Source organism: Klebsiella sp. ZJOU C1 (assembly GCF_035620215.1).
GTDB lineage: Bacteria > Pseudomonadota > Gammaproteobacteria > Enterobacterales > Enterobacteriaceae > Klebsiella > Klebsiella variicola.
Window position 1 is genome coordinate 3,687,395 of the sequence record NZ_CP141644.1, and the last position, 16,521, is coordinate 3,703,915.

The window sequence follows — 16,521 nt, forward strand, 5'->3', positions numbered from 1 at the left end:
CCTTAGAGTAATTTATAGGCGTTAATGGTCTGGATCGTACAGTTCTCCCACGAAAACTGTTTCGCCTGGGCAAGACCGCGCGCGGTGGCGATTTCCCGCCAGCTATCATCCTGCAGGCTCTGCAAAATATGCGCGCTAATCGCGTCTACATCATTAGGATCGGCAACGAGGCCGGCATCGCCAACCACCTCAGGCAAAGAAGTGACATTGGAACATACTACCGGCACACCGCAAGACATCGCTTCAAGAATAGGTAAACCGAATCCCTCATAGAAGGAGGGATAAACAAAGGTTCTGGCCGCCGCGTACAGATAAGGCAGGTCTTCATCCGGGACATAGCCCAGGTAACGGATCCACCCTTCACGCGTACCGCGCTCGACTAACTGCCACAGCACATCGTCTTCCCATCCGCGATAACCGCTGAGGATCAGCGGGTAGCGCATGCGGGTCTCCATCGGCAGCAGCTGATAGGCCTGCAGCAGACCGCGGATATTTTTACGCGGCTCCATGGTGCCGATATATAACGCATACCCCTGCCACGCCAGCTGATATTTCTGCAGGACCGGCAGGCACTCCGCCGGGCTGCGCGGAATATAGTCGCTGCTGCAGGCCAGCTTGGTGGTGACGATCCGATCCGCCGGATAGTTGAACAGGCGGATGATTTCACTGCGCGAGAAGTCGGAGACGGTCAGGATCAGCTTCGCCGAATCCAGGCTCTCGTGCAGGGACTTCTCCATATAGCGAACCCGATCTTTTGGATGATATTCCGGGCAGGTAAAAATGGAGATGTCATGAAACGTGGTCACGGCGCGTTCCAGGCGATGCGGCAGATAGAAATTGGGACCATGGTAAATGTAGTCTTTGTAATCGCGCAATGCCCACGCCTGGCGCCGCGGATGCAGCAGGCGATACGCCTCAATCAGCAGCGGCTGGCGGCGCAGAAACGCCGACAGACGACCATGATTGCTGGCTTTGGTATCGCTTTTATTCTCCACCTGGGGGATCTGATCGATAAACGACGCGCCGTGAAACAGCTTCAGCTCTTCGATTTCACGGGCAACCGCCAGCCGCTTAACCAGCTCCAGGGAATACCGACCGATGCCCGTTAATGGGTATTTAATTGGCTCAGTAGCAAAAATAATTTTCATAACGAACTCATCACAAGGGCCACCGGAGTAGCCCTGTTGATAGCGATTATTGCTTCGCGGCTGGCGCGATAATCGGCAGGTTTTTCAGGAGAAATTCCGCGCTCTGTTTCCAGGTTAACCAGTTGATATTTTCGGAACGAGGATGCGCGTTTTGCTCGTACAGGGCTAACCACTCTTCTACCGCCTTCGCGATGTCGGACGGCGCTTCACCGGAGAAATACCAGGCATGTTCCTGAGCAATCTCTTTAAACACCGGAATGTCGCGAATAATCACTGGCAGCTTTTTCTGCGCCGCTTCAATCAACGGCAGGCCAAAGCCTTCTCCCTGCGAGGCAAAGATCAGCGCGCGTGAACGAGCGTATAGCTCGGCCAAAAACTCGTCGCTGATATTCTGCAGCCAGAACAGCTTTTTGTTCAGCTGCGGATGATGGCGTAATTTTTCGCACAAGCTGTCAACGTTCCAGCCCTGTTTGCCGACGATAAACAAGTTGTAGTCTTTGCCCTCGCGCCACAGTTCCTCGAAGGCGGCCAGCGTCTGGGCGTGGCCTTTGCGCGGCTCCATGGTACCCACCATGATAAATGACGGGGCTGCAGCCATCGTTGCTAACAGCGCCTGTGCATTATCCGGCATGCCAGTGGACGGTACGCTGGCATCGAGGTCGGCTCCCAGATGGAAGTTGCTGACGGTCAGCAGCGGGTTCGGTTTCACCCAATGGCGATTTTCCGCAATCCACGCTTTCACATCCTCGGCAACGCTGGCAGAGACGCAGATCAGCCGATCGGCGTGCTCTGCGAGGCAGGACAGCCAGATCGGGAATTCACGCTGAATGCCTTCGATACTCCACTCCGGGCGGCGTAATGGCAGAATATCATGCACCACGAAGCAGGCGAACGCCCCGGCGGCGCGCATGCTGTCAATTTGCGTCACCACCTCCGGGAAGAGATGCGCGGTCAGATCGGTGGCGATAAGCACATCGTCTTTGCTGAACAGCACCGGTTCATCAGCGCCAAATTCGCCCGGGAAATGACTGGACAGATATTGGTTGGCGTAGCGATAACACTCGCCAGGGGTGTAGTAGACAGCGGAAACCTCGTAACCCGGCACGCCAGATTTCAGTAATTCGCTGAGGATACTGCGCGAGACGCGCTGGATCCCGGTCTTCGCGTCATGTTTCGCCAGAACCGAAATGTCCACCAGCAGCTTGCGGGAATGGCGCTTAAAGCTATTGCGCGCAACCGCCCATGCCAGACCAAGACGGTCGACTTCGCTCAGCGCATCGATTTTCTGCATCGTCTGGATACGGGAGGCGGTCACGCTTTCCGCCTGCCCGGCATTCGCCTCTTGGGACGACTGCAGCAGACGAGTGAAACCCTCGATCGCCAGATGGGCGGTATTGGCCCACGAGAATTTGGCCGACTGCGCGAGAGCATGCGCTTTCAGCTCACGATAAAACGCCTCATCGGTCAGCGCCTTTTCCATGACCCGGCGAATGTCCTGCACATCATGCGGATTGAACATGGCATCTTCCCAGCCAATGACTTCCGGCAGGCTGGTAATGTTTGAACCCAGGGTCGCTGCCCCACAGCGCATCGCTTCCAGCGGCGGCAGGCCGAATCCCTCATGCAGCGACGGGAACACAAACAGTTTGCAAAGGTTGTACAAGGCAATCAGATCGTCGTCGGTCAGGAAGCCGGTAAAGATAAGCTGGCTGCGTGACAGGCCATAGCTTTCCGCCAGACGCAGAATACGCTCCAGATCTTCAGGATGCACCTTATACGCGAGCACCATCGGATAGCGCTGCTGCAGTTCGGCAGGCAGCATGCTGTAAGCATGAATAAGCGCTTCAATGTTTTTCCGCGGCTCGATCATCGCCAGCGTTAGGATAAACTCATCCGGCAGGCTGTATTTCTCTTTTAAAGACTGAATACGCTCAGCGGAATAATCGATCACCGCAAACTCTTCGCCCACCGCCGAGGAGATGTTCAGTACCCGATCGCTGGCGATGTCGGTATATTCGATCACTTCCTGAGCTGCCGACTGCGAAATAGCGAAGATCGCGTCTGCCCGCTCAAATTCCGCCAGCTTGTTCATATAAAACTCACGGAAATTCGGATCGCCGAGGTAACGCTCTTTATTTAACAGCGGGATCAGATCGTGGCATACACACACCGTCTTCCACGGCACATTATCCGCCGGAATAGACACGGTATAACTATCCCCATGGCCTTCGAAGAAGCTAATAACATAGACGATATCAGGCGCGATATTGGCGATAGCGATATCGCGGGCCGCCTGGGCTGCCTTGCTACGACCGTGGTTTTCGATGTTGCAATAGGCCGTTGGCGCAACGGCGGAGAAGATGAACATATCTTCATCCGTCAGCAGGTCCCGATAGGCCATTTTGACATCATTGATATTATCAATGGGGTACATACCATTGATCAAAATACTGACGCGATGCTCACCGGCATTTTCAATAATGGCGCGGCTCATGGCCAGGGTACTGCGACCGATACCGCGGAATTTACTTTCCGACTGGTAACCCTGGACATCAATCAAAATATGCAAGTTAATCTCCTTATTTATTTTTCGTTAGTTTGAGATAAATTTCGTAAACCTCCGGAGGTAAAAGCTCCGGATGCATCACTTGCAGTTCAGTCTGCGATAAAATCTGCGCATCAGCCTGATACTGACTGTGCGGCAGTGGATTCATACGACGATACAAACGATAGGCAGGCTGATAAAGGCCCAGCTTATGTAAACCATTTACCGCGGTATGTTTTACCTGCGGATGTTTTCTCATAAACGAGAAAACAAACCGCAGGACGCGCTTAATAAAATGTTTACACCGCTGCACGAAACCATACTGCCTCAGCAAATGGATCTGCAGGCCCAGATAACGATAACCTTTGGTCATTCTCCAGGAACGGCTGCGATGGATTTTTTCGATTTCATGGCGAAGCTGCTGGTTTTCGTTGCTTAAATGGTGGATCTCCCGGTTAGCGGCTTCCAGTCGCTGCAGTAGCTCAGCGGTTTCAGGGGGCAACTCGGGCTGAACGTCAGCCTGGGCGTGCGCTTGTGCCGACTGCAACAGCGCCGCCAGCTGCTCCATATTCTCACCAAGCCAGGCGAGTTCATGGCTGACTTCCACAGGTTGTTGAGCTTTCTCGACTAACGCATCCTGAGCGGCCTGCAGCTGAGCCATCTGCTCTTCCAGGGTATGGATTTGGCCGCGCAACGCCTCCGAGCCGGCGCTTTCATGACGCACCCGGGACTGGAGCTCCAGCAGCACCGTCTCCTGAGCGATGATCCACTGTTCCGTCGCCCCGCGCTGCTGTTCAGCTGAAGGCAGCTTCGCTTTCTTCTCGAACAGCGCCAACAGCAGGGCAAAGTTCCAGCGTTCAACCGGCTCCTGCCAGACCGCATACAGCCAGTTAGACCACGGCTGGGGCAGATTAAACGGATGAACAGGCGCCGAGCGCCAGAAACCAGTCCAGCTTTTGTTTTCGGCAAACAGCTCATTCACAAACACGAAGAACGACTGGACAAGGTTCGTCGGCCAGCTGCAGTCCTGCGGCGTGGTAACGATAGAGCCGAAGTCGATTAAGCGGGCATGCTGTCGGGCATCGACCATCACGTTCCACGGGCGTACATCGTCATGCCAGAACCCTTGTTTCTCCAGCGCCGCTAAGGAACGAAGCAAGCTACCGAGGATTTTTTCACGATCGATCTCCTCCCCGGCTGCCAGCATATCGCTCAGCAAACGACCCGGGAGTTTTTCCATCACCAGCCAGCCAGACTGAGCATTTTCGCCGTGGGCCAGTAATGCGGGCGCGTCAAAGCCCGCTGGCGGTTGCGCCAGGAACTTTATTTCATTATGCAGTTCATGTTTATTACGCTGGCTCTCTTCCGCCGTCAGGATGCCGTGGGGCATGTCGTAATAGAAAAACTTGCATACATAATCTTCGCCAAAGAAGTAGCGACGGCTGCGCTTATGCGCCAGGCCGGCCCCGGCATAGGGCTGATTCTGCCAGTGCTGGAACGGCTGATTAAAATCGTTGATCAGCACCCGGTGGTTGCTGACCAGGTACATCGGGCGCGGTACGGGGGATAAATGGGTGTCAAACTCACCGATCAGGCGATAAAACGCGCACTGCTCAATCAGTTCGCGCGGGTCGTCCGGCTGAGAAACGCCCCAGTAAAGCGGTTCTTCTTTCACCGCCAGCTCAAGGATCACCGCCTGGGTGACATCGGCCAGGCGCGAGAGCAGACGTTTAACTTCATCGATACCATGAAGGTGAACAATATGGTGAAACACGCTTAAGCCAATGGCCAGATCAAACTCGCCCTCTTCCAGCGCGGCGATCACCTCTTCAATTCTGCCTACCCGGAACTCGGCGGCAAAATCGGGGTTCTCTTCGGCCAGCGCGCGGCACACGTTAATATTTTCCTGCTGGAAATCGATACCAACGATAGTCGCGCCTTTGCTTGCCAGACTCAGGCTAAAAAAGCCCTGCGCGCAGCCCAGATCGAGAACGTTAAGCGGGCGCCCCAGCGCACGGGATAAGTTATCGTACTGTTCGGTAATCAAATCGAGGCGTTGATTACAATCACGAGCGGCGTCGCCATCCCATTCGGGATGGCCAAAAATAGTTTGATAAATCTCAGGTAATTCGCTAACCAGCGTGTTTAAGTCTTTAGTCATGGAATCGTTTTTCTCAACGTCATTGGTAGCTAGTAAAGGACGACTTAAGATCGATGACACCCCAGAAATCCATGCTCTTGGTCACATGTAAAATAATGGAGTCGTAACGTCTGTCCAGCGGCGTCATATCCGTCTGTGGGTTGCCGGCAGAGATACCAAATGACAGCAGGTAATCGCCACTGTTTAAATCAACCGGAAGGCTAAATTTAAAGACCCGAACATCGCCGCGGGAAACCGAAATATTTTCGCGCCCTTCAGAGGCGAGGAAAGAGTTGGTTCCGTAGAGGAATAAGCCATCGAGGGTCTTAATCAGTATGCCTGGCACCACGCAATCAAAATCGTATTCAAACACGACCTTCATCAGAAAATCGGTCTGCTGATTACCCGTCAGTGAGGGAGGAAAATCAACCCCGGCGCTCTGGATATGATAATCGATGATTTTCGCGCCACCCTGCCCCCAGCGATATTCTTCCGGACGGTAGCCTGGGCGCGTGTGGTACACATCTTCAATCTCATCGAGAGACATCTGGCTTTCGCCACTGGCTGACGAGATAGCCGTTGCGCTTTTTGTCGCGCTGTCTTTATCCGGTTTGCCAAACAGCTCATCCAGGTAACGGTTGGTCACGTCGCGGGCGGTGCCGTCCATGCAGATGTCACCATTTTTGAGGAAAATGGCGCGGTCGCAGTGCTTGACGATATCCCCGGCGCTGTGGGAAACCAGCAGCAGCGTGGTCCCCTGCTTTTTGAAGTCCGCGATGCGAGCATAGCATTTCGCCTGAAAACGGGAGTCACCCACGGAGAGCGCTTCATCGACGATCAGAATATCCGGCCGGGAGGCCGTGGCGACAGCGAACGCCAGGCGCATTTGCATGCCGCTGGAATAGATGCGCACGGGTTCTTCAATGTAGTCGCCAATATCGGCGAAGGCTTCGATCTCCGGCATTAAGCGCTCGATCTCTTCCCGGCCCAGGCCCATCATCAGCCCGGACATATACACGTTCTGCCGGCCGGTAAAGTCAGGATGGAAGCCCATGCCCAGCTCCAGCAGCGCGGCGACGCGCCCCTGGATTTCAATGCTACCTTTGGTGGGCTGAGTGGTGCCAGTCAGCAGCTTCAGTAACGTACTTTTACCTGCGCCGTTCACCCCAACAATGCCGACCGCTTCACCGGGTTCAATGCTGAAATTGATATCTTTCAATACCCATTTCTTGCTGTGCCGCGGCTTATCGCCCGGCAGTAGTTTCTCAATGACCCGGTTCCATTTGGATGGATAATATTTATACGCCTTGCCGACGTGCTGAACTTTGATACTCATGATTAAATCTCGTCCACAATATCAGCGGCATGTTTTTTAAATAAACGCCAGGCAAATAAAAACAGAATGACCGACACCACTGTGACCGGAAGCAGCGCCATCCAGTTAGGGCTCTGGTGATAGAGCATCACGTTCTGGTAGGAACCGATAATGGTCGCCATCGGGTTATACGCCAGCAGACCTGATACCCATTCCGGCAGCGTTTTGGATACGTAAACAATCGGCGTAAACCAGAACCAAAACTGCAGCAGGATATTGACGAACTGCCCGACGTCGCGGACAAAAACGTTCAGCACCCCGAGGATAATCCCCAGGCCAAGAGTAAACAGCATCTGGACGATCAGCACCGGAATGATTTCAAAGAAAATCATGCCCGGGAAATTGCCCGTGACGATCAGAAACAGTACAAACAGACCAAAAATGATCAGGAAGTTAATGAACGCCGAGGCGGTGACAATGATCGGTAAACAGATCCGCGGAAAGCTCAGTTTCTTGAGGATATTGGCATTGGTCAGAAAAACGTTGACCAGATTGCCGAGCGTTTCCGTAAACAACCCCCAGGTTAATACCCCGGAACAGAGGTAGATACTGTAGGCAAAAGGACCATCCATGCCCGCCAGGCGGGCACGCATTAACTCTGAAAAAATTAATGTATAGACGGAAATCATGGCGATCGGCTGTAAGATCAACCATGCCGCGCCTAAAAAACTGGTCTGGTAACGGGACTGAAAGTCCCGTTTAACGCTGTCAATAATAAAGCCACGGTAGCGATAGATCGCTGAAAACATAGGACTCAAAGCGATTCCTCTTTTAACAGGTTGAGCAGCTCGGCGGTTTTCTCATTCATTAACGCAGTATCCGCTCTGGACTCCACATTCAGACGCACCACCGGCTCCGTGTTGGACGTGCGCAGGTTAAAGCGCCACTCAGGGTATTCAATACTGATACCGTCCGTTGTGTCGATGTGTGCGGCCGCCGGCTCATACTGCGCCCGGATGCGCGCTATCGCCTCCGCCGCATTCCCCAGCTTGCGGTTGATCTCCCCCGACGCCGGGAACGCCGCCTGGCGGTCCGCCACCAGCGATTTCAGCGAACTGTTCTTCAGGCACAGCAGCTCCGCCACCAGCAGCCACGGGATCATCCCGCTGTCGCAGTAGGCGAAGTCGCGGAAGTAATGGTGCGCACTCATCTCCCCGCCGTAGATGGCGTCTTCCTGGCGCATCCGCTCCTTGATGAACGCATGCCCCGTCTTCGACATCACCGGCTGGCCGCCGCTGCGGGTCACGATGTCCACCGTGTTCCACGTCAGCCGCGGGTCGTGAATGATTTTCGCCCCCGGCTGCTTCTGCAGGAACGCTTCCGCCAGCAGGCCGACAATGTAGTACCCCTCGATAAACGACGCCTCGTCATCGAACAGGAAGCAGCGGTCGAAATCGCCGTCAAAGGCGATACCCATGTCCGCCTGATGCGCACGCACCGCGTCGGCGGTGTCCTGACGGCACTCCGGCAGCAGCGGGTTCGGGATACCGTTCGGGAAATGGCCGTCCGGCTGGTGATGCACCTTGATAAAGGTCACCGGCGCCCCGGCCGCCGCGAAGCGTTTCTCCACCTCATCAATCACGTGCCCCGCCGCCCCGTTGCCGGAGTTCACCACCAGCTTCAGCGGACGGGTGAAGTTCGCCAGGTCCACGTAGCCCATCAGGTGGTCGACGTACTCCTTCAGCACCGATATCTGACGCAGGGTTCCGCGACGCGCCGGGTCCACCGGCGGGAACTGGTTCTCCTCCGCCAGGCGCTGGATATCCCGCAGGCCGGTGTCGCCGCTGATGGGCTTCGCGTTCTCGCGCACCAGCTTCATGCCGTTGTAGTTCATCGGGTTATGGCTCGCCGTCACCTCGATACCGCCGTCCACCCCGAGGTGGAAAGTGGCGAAGTAAATCTCTTCCGTGCCGCTCAGGCCGATATCCAGCACGTCGGTGCCGGCGTCCATCAGCCCGCGGGCCAGCGCCAGCTTCAGCGACTCGCTGGTGAGGCGCACATCGCCCCCCACCACTATCTTCCCGGGTTTCAGAAATTCGCCGTAGGCGCGGCCGATACGGTAGGCGATGTCCTCGTTCAGCTCCTCGCCCAGTTCACCCCGGATGTCATAAGCCTTAAAGCATGTTAACTGTGTCATTCTGCGTTTTGTCCCGAAAAAATTAGCAACGACCATACTGGTCTTTAATACGAATAATGTCGTCCTCGCCGAGGTACGACCCCGACTGGATCTCCAGCACTTCCAGCGGAATACGGCCCGGGTTTTCCAGGCTGTGCTCGGCGCCAATCGGAATAAAGGTGGACTGGTTCTCGGTCAGCAGGAACTGCTTGCCGTTGACCGTCACCTGGCCGGTGCCGGCGAGAATGACCCAGTGCTCGGCGCGGTGGTGGTGCATCTGCATCGAGAAGGCGCCGCCCGGTTTCACGGTGATACGGTTGACGTTGAAGCGCGGGGTCTGGACCACCACGTCGCAGCGGCCCCAGGGACGGTAAATCTCGCGGTGGCGCTTGTACTCGCTGCGCTGGTTCTGCTTGAGGAACTCGACCGCCTTCTTCACGTCCTGGGAACGCTCACGGTTCATCACCAGCACGGCGTCCTTGGTGCTGACAATCACCAGGTTCTCCACGCCGATGGCCGCCACCAGCTTCTCGTCGCTGTTGATGTAGCAGTTTTCGCTGTTATGCACCCACGCGTCACCGCTGAGGACGTTACCCTGCTCGTCTTTCGGGCTGACCTCCCACAGGGCGGACCAGGAGCCGACGTCACTCCAGTCGGCATCGAGACCGACCACCACCGCGTCGGCGGTTTTCTCCATCACCGCGTAGTCCACGGACTCGTCCGGGCACTCGCAGAAAATGTCATGCGGAATGCTGATGAAGTCGCTGCCGTTGTCGGCGGCATTGACCGCGGCCTGGCAGGCTTCGAGGATATCCGGGCGGAATTTGGCCAGCTCGGAGAGGTATTTTTTGGCGCGGAACATAAACATGCCGCTGTTCCAGTAGTACTCCCCGGAGGCGAGGTAGGCCTCGGCGCGCTCGCGGTCCGGCTTCTCCACGAAGCGGGCCACCTGGTACGGGGTGTGGGCGCTGTCGGTGAGAGCCACGCCGCGCTGGATGTAACCGTAGCCGGTTTCCGGGGCGTTCGGCACGATACCGAAGGTGACCAGATGGCCTTCATCGGCATACTGCTCGGCGACGCGGATGGCGTCGTGGAAGACCGGCTGGTTATTGATGATATGGTCGGCGGCGAGGACCAGCATCAGCGGGTCGTCGCCGTGGCGGGTGGCCTGGAGGGCCGCCAGGGCGATGGCCGGGGCGGTGTTGCGCCCGACCGGCTCAAGAATAATGTTGTTCGACAGCTTGTTGAGCTGGCGCAGCTGTTCGGCCACCAGGAAGCGGTGCTCTTCGTTACAGATGACCATCGGTTCATGGATTTCAAGGCCCGAGAGTCGGGTGATGGTTTCCTGCAGCATGGAGTTCTGCCCGTACAGCCGGAGGAACTGTTTCGGGTAAAGCTCGCGAGACATCGGCCAGAGACGACTGCCGGTACCACCAGCCATAATTACAGGAAGTAACATAATGAAATCCTTAAATAAATAATTGCTTTATTTTACTATCAATCAATCGACCGTCAGGTGGCGTGGCCTTTTTGAGGCACGCTACCGCCATTGGCTGTCGCAACCAAAATGCGTACTGCTCCCGTGCTCCAGGCTAAGCGCCACCCTCTTTCGCTTCAGGCTGTCGGCAGATCGTTCAGTCAGCGGCTACAATGACAGCCTGGCGGAACGCGTGTCCTGAAAACCTAAAAGCAGAGATATACCTTCAGGCATATCTCTGCTTTTAACATGCATCTTCCCTCACCTGGCCGCCAAATGCACCACACTTTCCGCATTTGCCGCCGGGTTAACCATCAGGACTTTCTCATTTACGCAGGGCAAAACACATGCCCTTACCGCCACCGAAAAAAGCGCAACGGGCGCCCAGCCGATGCTGGCAACCGTCAGAAAGGAGCGTTTACGACGTGGGGAAAGATAAGAAGAGACATCGCCTTCGCCGCCAGGGAGACCACGCGCATTCAGGCTTGATGGCCCTGTGCACACAACAACGGCGCTATGTTCCGATAGGTGGGATAAACGACTCATGCCTCTACACTGCACATTCCACAAAGAAAATCGTGCGCAGATTATAGCGCTGGTCGGCGGGAATAAAAATAAAAAAGCCTACTGATTAATGGATTACTCAAATGACACACATCATAAACATTCATTAAACAAGCAAAAAAAGAGCAATTTGTTGATATCCATGAAGAAAAGAAAGCCACCATTGCGCGCTTTTAGCCCGTTTGATAAATAAACCGGGCACAAAAAATATAACTTTAAACAAACTTATGCCGGGCTCAATGGGTATTTGTTGCCTTTGTGTTTAGCCACAAATCGCTAAACCGCTGACAAGTCACAAGGTTATTATTCGGATGCTAACAGTCAAATGAGAAACGTTGTTATTTATCACCTTTTGCCACGGTTATTTTGCCAGAAAAAACGTCCTTCACCTCACGTCTGGCGGAGATGACGCGGCAAAGCAAGTGATCCCAACCGCAAGCCAGTGTAAAATCGGCACTTATGTAGAACGGGATATCCACACCCCGGAGGAAAAATATGAAGTTTTTGGTCACTGGTGCCGCAGGTTTTATCGGCTTTCATATCGCGCAGCGCCTGCTGAATGAAGGGCATGATGTTGTCGGGATCGACAACATGAACGACTATTATGACGTCAGCCTGAAGCAGGCCCGTCTGGATCGCCTGGCATCTCCGGCATTCCATTTCCAGCAGCTGGATCTGGCTGACCGGGAAGGTATGGCAAAGCTGTTCGCCGCAGAGCAATTTGATCGCGTGATCCACCTGGCCGCCCAGGCCGGTGTGCGTTACTCGCTGGAAAATCCGTATGCCTATGCGGACGCTAACCTGATGGGTTATCTGAACATTCTGGAAGGCTGCCGTCATACCAAAGTGAAACACCTGGTGTACGCCTCCTCCAGCTCGGTTTATGGCCTTAACCGTAAAATGCCGTTCTCCACCGAAGATTCCGTCGATCATCCGGTCTCCCTGTATGCCGCCACCAAGAAAGCCAATGAGCTGATGGCGCATACCTATTCCCATCTGTACAGCATCCCGACCACCGGGCTGCGCTTCTTTACGGTCTATGGCCCCTGGGGCCGCCCGGATATGGCGCTGTTCAAGTTCACGAAAGCGATGCTGGAAGGGAAAAGTATTGACGTCTACAACTACGGCAAAATGAAGCGCGACTTTACCTATATCGACGACATCGTCGAGGCGGTGGTGCGTGTTCAGGATGTGATCCCGCAGGCTAATGCCGACTGGACCGTTGAGAGCGGTTCGCCGGCCACCAGTTCCGCGCCGTATCGAGTCTATAACATTGGCAACAGCTCGCCGGTGGAACTGATGGACTACATCACCGCCCTGGAAGAGGCGCTGGGGATGGAAGCGAAGAAGAATATGATGCCGATCCAGCCGGGCGATGTGCTGGACACCAGCGCAGACACCCAACCGCTATATGACCTGGTGGGTTTCAAGCCGCAGACGTCAGTGAAGGAAGGCGTGAAGAACTTCGTCGAGTGGTATAAGGATTACTATCAGATCTAATCCCCTGCCCTGCCGCAATCGTCAGGTTGCGGCAACCTCTTCTATGGAAACTCCGTTATCCTGACTATATGTCGACTGAATGCACATTCATTGTTTTATATATAATATTTTGTGCTATAGACAGATTTTTTACCTTTTTTCTCGCACGCCTGAAACCAGTTTCATCCAGCCTTTTTCAAAAAAGCAAATATCCGCGCGCCAGGCACTCAAACTTTTCTGTCATCCATCCCAATTTGGTGAGTGGAAACAGCATTATATGCTGATTGAGCAAAAACATTACTCTCTGTAGGAATTTTCCTAAATCCAGGATATGTTAGAGCAAGCCATGCAACAGAACAAAACTGGTGCATTGCTTATCAAACTAATAATTCAATCAACATACGCTCTGTGGTAGATATTATGGAAAACCTATTTTTCTTAGTGGTGGCTGCCATACTACTTGCTGTTTCCGTTTATTTCTTGATTTCTTATTTAAAAGACAGAAAGAAAACGAAACTGACGTTTAATAAACGCAAGTGGTAAGGACCGCTCTGTATTGCAATTAGATTAAGATAACATTAAGAGATAAAAAAATGATATTACAGAATGAGCGTTCATTCTGCTTTTTGGCGTGGCATTAAGGCAAGAAAAAATAGTGTTAATCGCGCCCTGTTCATCATATTTCCATAGGGCATAAATAACAAAAGCCTGCGTTGCAGGCTTTGTTTTACCTCCCGGCGCTTATCTCCGGCATCTACATCACAGTGACGGTAGCTCTTCACAAGGTAAGTTTAACTTATCGGACCTGTTTTCAACCCGCAACGGCTTTTGAGCAGGATCGTAATGTCCATCACAATTTATTGAGGCTAATCTGAATGTGCGAGAAATACGCGGAGTGAGGGATATAACGGGGAGATAAAGAAGAACACTGGCGGCAGGGAACCGCCAGTCTCAGACAGGCAGAATTAATCGTTACCAAACAGATCGCGGGTGTATACCTTGTCCGCCACATCCGCCAGCTCTTCCGCCATACGGTTAGAGATGATCACATCCGCTTCTTGTTTGAAGGCATCCAGATCGCGCACGACGCGGGAGTTGAAGAACTCATCTTCCTGCATCACCGGTTCATAGATAATAACCGGAATACCTTTCGCCTTGATGCGCTTCATAATGCCCTGAATAGAAGAGGCACGGAAGTTGTCCGAACCACTCTTCATGATCAGGCGATACACACCCACCACTTTCGGCTTACGGGCGAGAATAGAATCCGCGATAAAGTCTTTACGGGTACGGTTAGCATCCACGATAGCCGCGATGATATTGTTCGGGACCGATTCGTAGTTCGCCAGCAGCTGCTTGGTATCTTTCGGCAGGCAGTAGCCGCCATAGCCAAAGGACGGGTTGTTATAGTGGTTGCCGATACGCGGATCCAGACATACCCCTTCGATAATCTGCTTGCTGTTCAGCCCCTGGCTTTCAGCATAGCTGTCGAGCTCGTTGAAATAGGCAACGCGCAGCGCCAGATAGGTGTTCGCGAACAGTTTGATCGCTTCCGCTTCAGTGGAGTCGGTAAACAGGGTCGGGATATCCTGCTTGATCGCGCCTTCTTTCAGCAGGTCTGCGAAACGTTCGGCACGCGCAGAGCGCTCACCAATGACAATGCGCGATGGGTGCAGGTTGTCGTACAGCGCACGGCCTTCACGCAGGAACTCAGGAGAGAAAATAACATTATCAATCCCTAAACGTTCTTTGATGTCGCGGGTGAACCCCACAGGGATGGTCGATTTAATGATCATCACCGCGTTCGGGTTGATCTCAGTGACATCGCGAATAACCGCTTCCACCGTAGAGGTGTTGAAGTAGTTGGTTTTGGGATCGTAATCGGTCGGCGTCGCAATAATCACGTAGTCGGCATTACGATAGGCGTCGTGCTTGTCCGTGGTGGCACGGAAATTTAACGGTTTTTCTGCCAGATATTCCTGAATCTCTTTATCCACAATCGGAGAGATCTTCTGGTTAAGCATATCCACTTTGGCCTGTACGATATCCAGAGCAACCACTTCGTGGTTTTGCGCAATCAGGACACCGTTCGATAAACCAACATAACCTGTACCGGAAATAGTAATTTTCATTCGATTACACTTTAATCAGTTAACTGGGTAATGGCGGATAGCCACGAATTTAAACATTGCTGTGGGCGGTTTTACGCTTTGACCAGTGGGATGTCAAGAATAAGCCATAAGGTCAATAATACGATTAAAATCTGACCCTATGGCTTCCATTATGGATAATGCATTACTTGAGAAGAGCTAAAATCTCTTCGGTTTTTGCATTCATTAACGCAGTATCCGCTCTGGACTCCACGTTCAGACGCACCACCGGCTCGGTATTGGACGTGCGCAGGTTAAAGCGCCACTCAGGGTATTCAATACTGATACCGTCCGTTGTGTCGATGTGTGCGGCCGCCGGCTCATACTGCGCCCGGATGCGCGCTATCGCCTCCGCCGCATTCCCCAGCTTGCGGTTGATCTCCCCCGACGCCGGGAACGCCGCCTGGCGGTCCGCCACCAGCGATTTCAGCGAACTGTTCTTCAGGCACAGCAGCTCCGCCACCAGCAGCCACGGGATCATCCCGCTGTCGCAGTAGGCGAAGTCGCGGAAGTAATGGTGCGCACTCATCTCCCCGCCGTAGATGGCGTCTTCCTGGCGCATCCGCTCCTTGATGAACGCATGCCCCGTCTTCGACATCACCGGCTGGCCGCCGCTGCGGGTCACGATGTCCACCGTGTTCCACGTCAGACGCGGGTCGTGAATGATTTTCGCCCCCGGCTGTTTCTGCAGGAACGCTTCCGCCAGCAGGCCGACAATGTAGTACCCCTCGATAAACGACGCCTCGTCATCGAACAGGAAGCAGCGGTCGAAGTCGCCGTCAAAGGCGATACCCATGTCTGCCTGATGCGCACGCACCGCGTCGGCGGTGTCCTGACGGCACTCCGGCAGCAGCGGGTTCGGGATACCGTTCGGGAAATGGCCGTCCGGCTGGTGATGCACCTTGATAAAGGTCACCGGCGCCCCGGCCGCCGCGAAGCGTTTCTCCACCTCATCAATCACGTGCCCCGCCGCCCCGTTGCCGGAGTTCACCACCAGCTTCAGCGGACGGGTGAAGTTCGCCAGGTCCACGTAGCCCATCAGGTGGTCGACGTACTCCTTCAGCACCGATATCTGACGCAGGGTTCCGCGACGCGCCGGGTCCACCGGCGGGAACTGGTTCTCCTCCGCGAGGCGCTGGATATCCCGCAGGCCGGTGTCGCCGCTGATGGGCTTCGCGTTCTCGCGCACCAGCTTCATGCCGTTGTAGTTCATCGGGTTATGGCTCGCCGTCACCTCGATGCCGCCGTCCACCCCGAGGTGGAAGGTGGCGAAGTAAATCTCTTCCGTGCCGCTCAGGCCGATATCCAGCACGTCGGTGCCGGCGTCCATCAGCCCGCGGGCCAGCGCCAGCTTCAGCGACTCGCTGGTGAGGCGCACATCGCCCCCCACCACTATCTTCCCGGGTTTCAGAAATTCGCCGTAGGCGCGGCCGATACGGTAGGCGATGTCCTCGTTCAGCTCCTCGCCCAGTTCACCCCGGATGTCATAAGCCTTAAAGCATGTTAACTGTGTCATTCTGCGTTTTG

11 protein-coding genes are annotated in these 16,521 nt (G+C 54.4%); 2 read left to right on the top strand and 9 right to left on the bottom strand.

The genetic code is table 11. The features are described 5' to 3' along the window. Positions 1–2 precede the first annotated feature (2 nt). Genes SPE70_RS17735 through SPE70_RS17765 form a run of 7 tightly spaced genes read right to left on the bottom strand, consistent with a single transcriptional unit; the run spans position 3 to position 10,783 of the window. Complete coding sequence (locus SPE70_RS17735; protein ID WP_136047304.1) at positions 3–1,148, bottom strand: glycosyltransferase family 4 protein; 1,146 nt, start codon at positions 1,146–1,148, stop codon at positions 3–5. Positions 1,149–1,194: 46 nt separating this feature from the next. Next, positions 1,195–3,717 (bottom strand): polymannosyl GlcNAc-diphospho-ditrans,octacis-undecaprenol 2,3-alpha-mannosylpolymerase WbdA, encoded by a 2,523-nt coding sequence (gene wbdA, locus SPE70_RS17740; RefSeq protein WP_023340496.1) that lies wholly within the window; start codon positions 3,715–3,717, stop codon positions 1,195–1,197. A 10-nt stretch (positions 3,718–3,727) separates the two neighbouring features. Next, positions 3,728–5,854 (bottom strand): class I SAM-dependent methyltransferase, encoded by a 2,127-nt coding sequence (locus tag SPE70_RS17745; protein ID WP_012967601.1) that lies wholly within the window; start codon positions 5,852–5,854, stop codon positions 3,728–3,730. A 19-nt stretch (positions 5,855–5,873) separates the two neighbouring features. Beyond that, positions 5,874–7,169 (bottom strand): O9 family O-antigen export ABC transporter ATP-binding subunit, encoded by a 1,296-nt coding sequence (wzt, locus tag SPE70_RS17750; RefSeq protein ID WP_012541096.1) that lies wholly within the window; start codon positions 7,167–7,169, stop codon positions 5,874–5,876. A gap of 2 nt (positions 7,170–7,171) precedes the next feature. Beyond that, positions 7,172–7,957: an O9 family O-antigen export ABC transporter permease subunit gene (gene wzm / locus SPE70_RS17755; RefSeq protein WP_012541095.1), complete on the bottom strand. Its 786-nt coding sequence runs from the start codon at positions 7,955–7,957 to the stop codon at positions 7,172–7,174. Positions 7,958–7,962: 5 nt separating this feature from the next. Further along, the gene (gene rfbK / locus SPE70_RS17760) at positions 7,963–9,345 is read right to left on the bottom strand and encodes an O9 family phosphomannomutase RfbK (protein ID WP_012967600.1); all 1,383 of its coding nucleotides are present in this window, start codon (positions 9,343–9,345) and stop codon (positions 7,963–7,965) included. Positions 9,346–9,367: 22 nt separating this feature from the next. Continuing rightward, positions 9,368–10,783: a mannose-1-phosphate guanylyltransferase/mannose-6-phosphate isomerase gene (locus SPE70_RS17765; protein WP_012967599.1), complete on the bottom strand. Its 1,416-nt coding sequence runs from the start codon at positions 10,781–10,783 to the stop codon at positions 9,368–9,370. 1,077 nt (positions 10,784–11,860) lie between these two features. Here SPE70_RS17765 and SPE70_RS17770 point away from each other — a divergent pair. Together SPE70_RS17770 and SPE70_RS17775 are read left to right on the top strand one after the other, a co-directional pair. Continuing rightward, a complete protein-coding gene (locus SPE70_RS17770) occupies positions 11,861–12,865 on the top strand; it encodes an NAD-dependent epimerase (protein WP_008804104.1) in 1,005 nt (334 codons plus the stop codon). 399 nt (positions 12,866–13,264) lie between these two features. Further along, a complete protein-coding gene (locus SPE70_RS17775) occupies positions 13,265–13,387 on the top strand; it encodes a small membrane protein (protein WP_004144151.1) in 123 nt (40 codons plus the stop codon). A 422-nt stretch (positions 13,388–13,809) separates the two neighbouring features. Here SPE70_RS17775 and ugd read toward each other — a convergent pair whose 3' ends face one another. Further along, positions 13,810–14,976 (bottom strand): UDP-glucose 6-dehydrogenase, encoded by a 1,167-nt coding sequence (ugd, locus tag SPE70_RS17780; protein ID WP_000704907.1) that lies wholly within the window; start codon positions 14,974–14,976, stop codon positions 13,810–13,812. 163 nt (positions 14,977–15,139) lie between these two features. After that, positions 15,140–16,510 carry an O9 family phosphomannomutase RfbK gene (rfbK, locus tag SPE70_RS17785; RefSeq protein ID WP_004899416.1) on the bottom strand — a complete coding sequence of 457 codons (1,371 nt, stop codon included), beginning with the start codon at positions 16,508–16,510 and terminating at the stop codon, positions 15,140–15,142. Positions 16,511–16,521: the final 11 nt, after the last annotated feature.

Coding starts and splice junctions, on each gene's coding strand:
- SPE70_RS17735 (WP_136047304.1), bottom strand. CDS start 1,148: ATGAAAATTATTTTTGCTACTGAGCCAATTAAATACCCATTAACGGGC.
- SPE70_RS17745 (WP_012967601.1), bottom strand. CDS start 5,854: ATGACTAAAGACTTAAACACGCTGGTTAGCGAATTACCTGAGATTTAT.
- wzt (WP_012541096.1), bottom strand. CDS start 7,169: ATGAGTATCAAAGTTCAGCACGTCGGCAAGGCGTATAAATATTATCCA.
- wzm (WP_012541095.1), bottom strand. CDS start 7,957: ATGTTTTCAGCGATCTATCGCTACCGTGGCTTTATTATTGACAGCGTT.
- rfbK (WP_012967600.1), bottom strand. CDS start 9,345: ATGACACAGTTAACATGCTTTAAGGCTTATGACATCCGGGGTGAACTG.
- SPE70_RS17765 (WP_012967599.1), bottom strand. CDS start 10,783: ATGTTACTTCCTGTAATTATGGCTGGTGGTACCGGCAGTCGTCTCTGG.
- SPE70_RS17770 (WP_008804104.1), top strand. CDS start 11,861: ATGAAGTTTTTGGTCACTGGTGCCGCAGGTTTTATCGGCTTTCATATC.
- SPE70_RS17775 (WP_004144151.1), top strand. CDS start 13,265: ATGGAAAACCTATTTTTCTTAGTGGTGGCTGCCATACTACTTGCTGTT.
- ugd (WP_000704907.1), bottom strand. CDS start 14,976: ATGAAAATTACTATTTCCGGTACAGGTTATGTTGGTTTATCGAACGGT.
- rfbK (WP_004899416.1), bottom strand. CDS start 16,510: ATGACACAGTTAACATGCTTTAAGGCTTATGACATCCGGGGTGAACTG.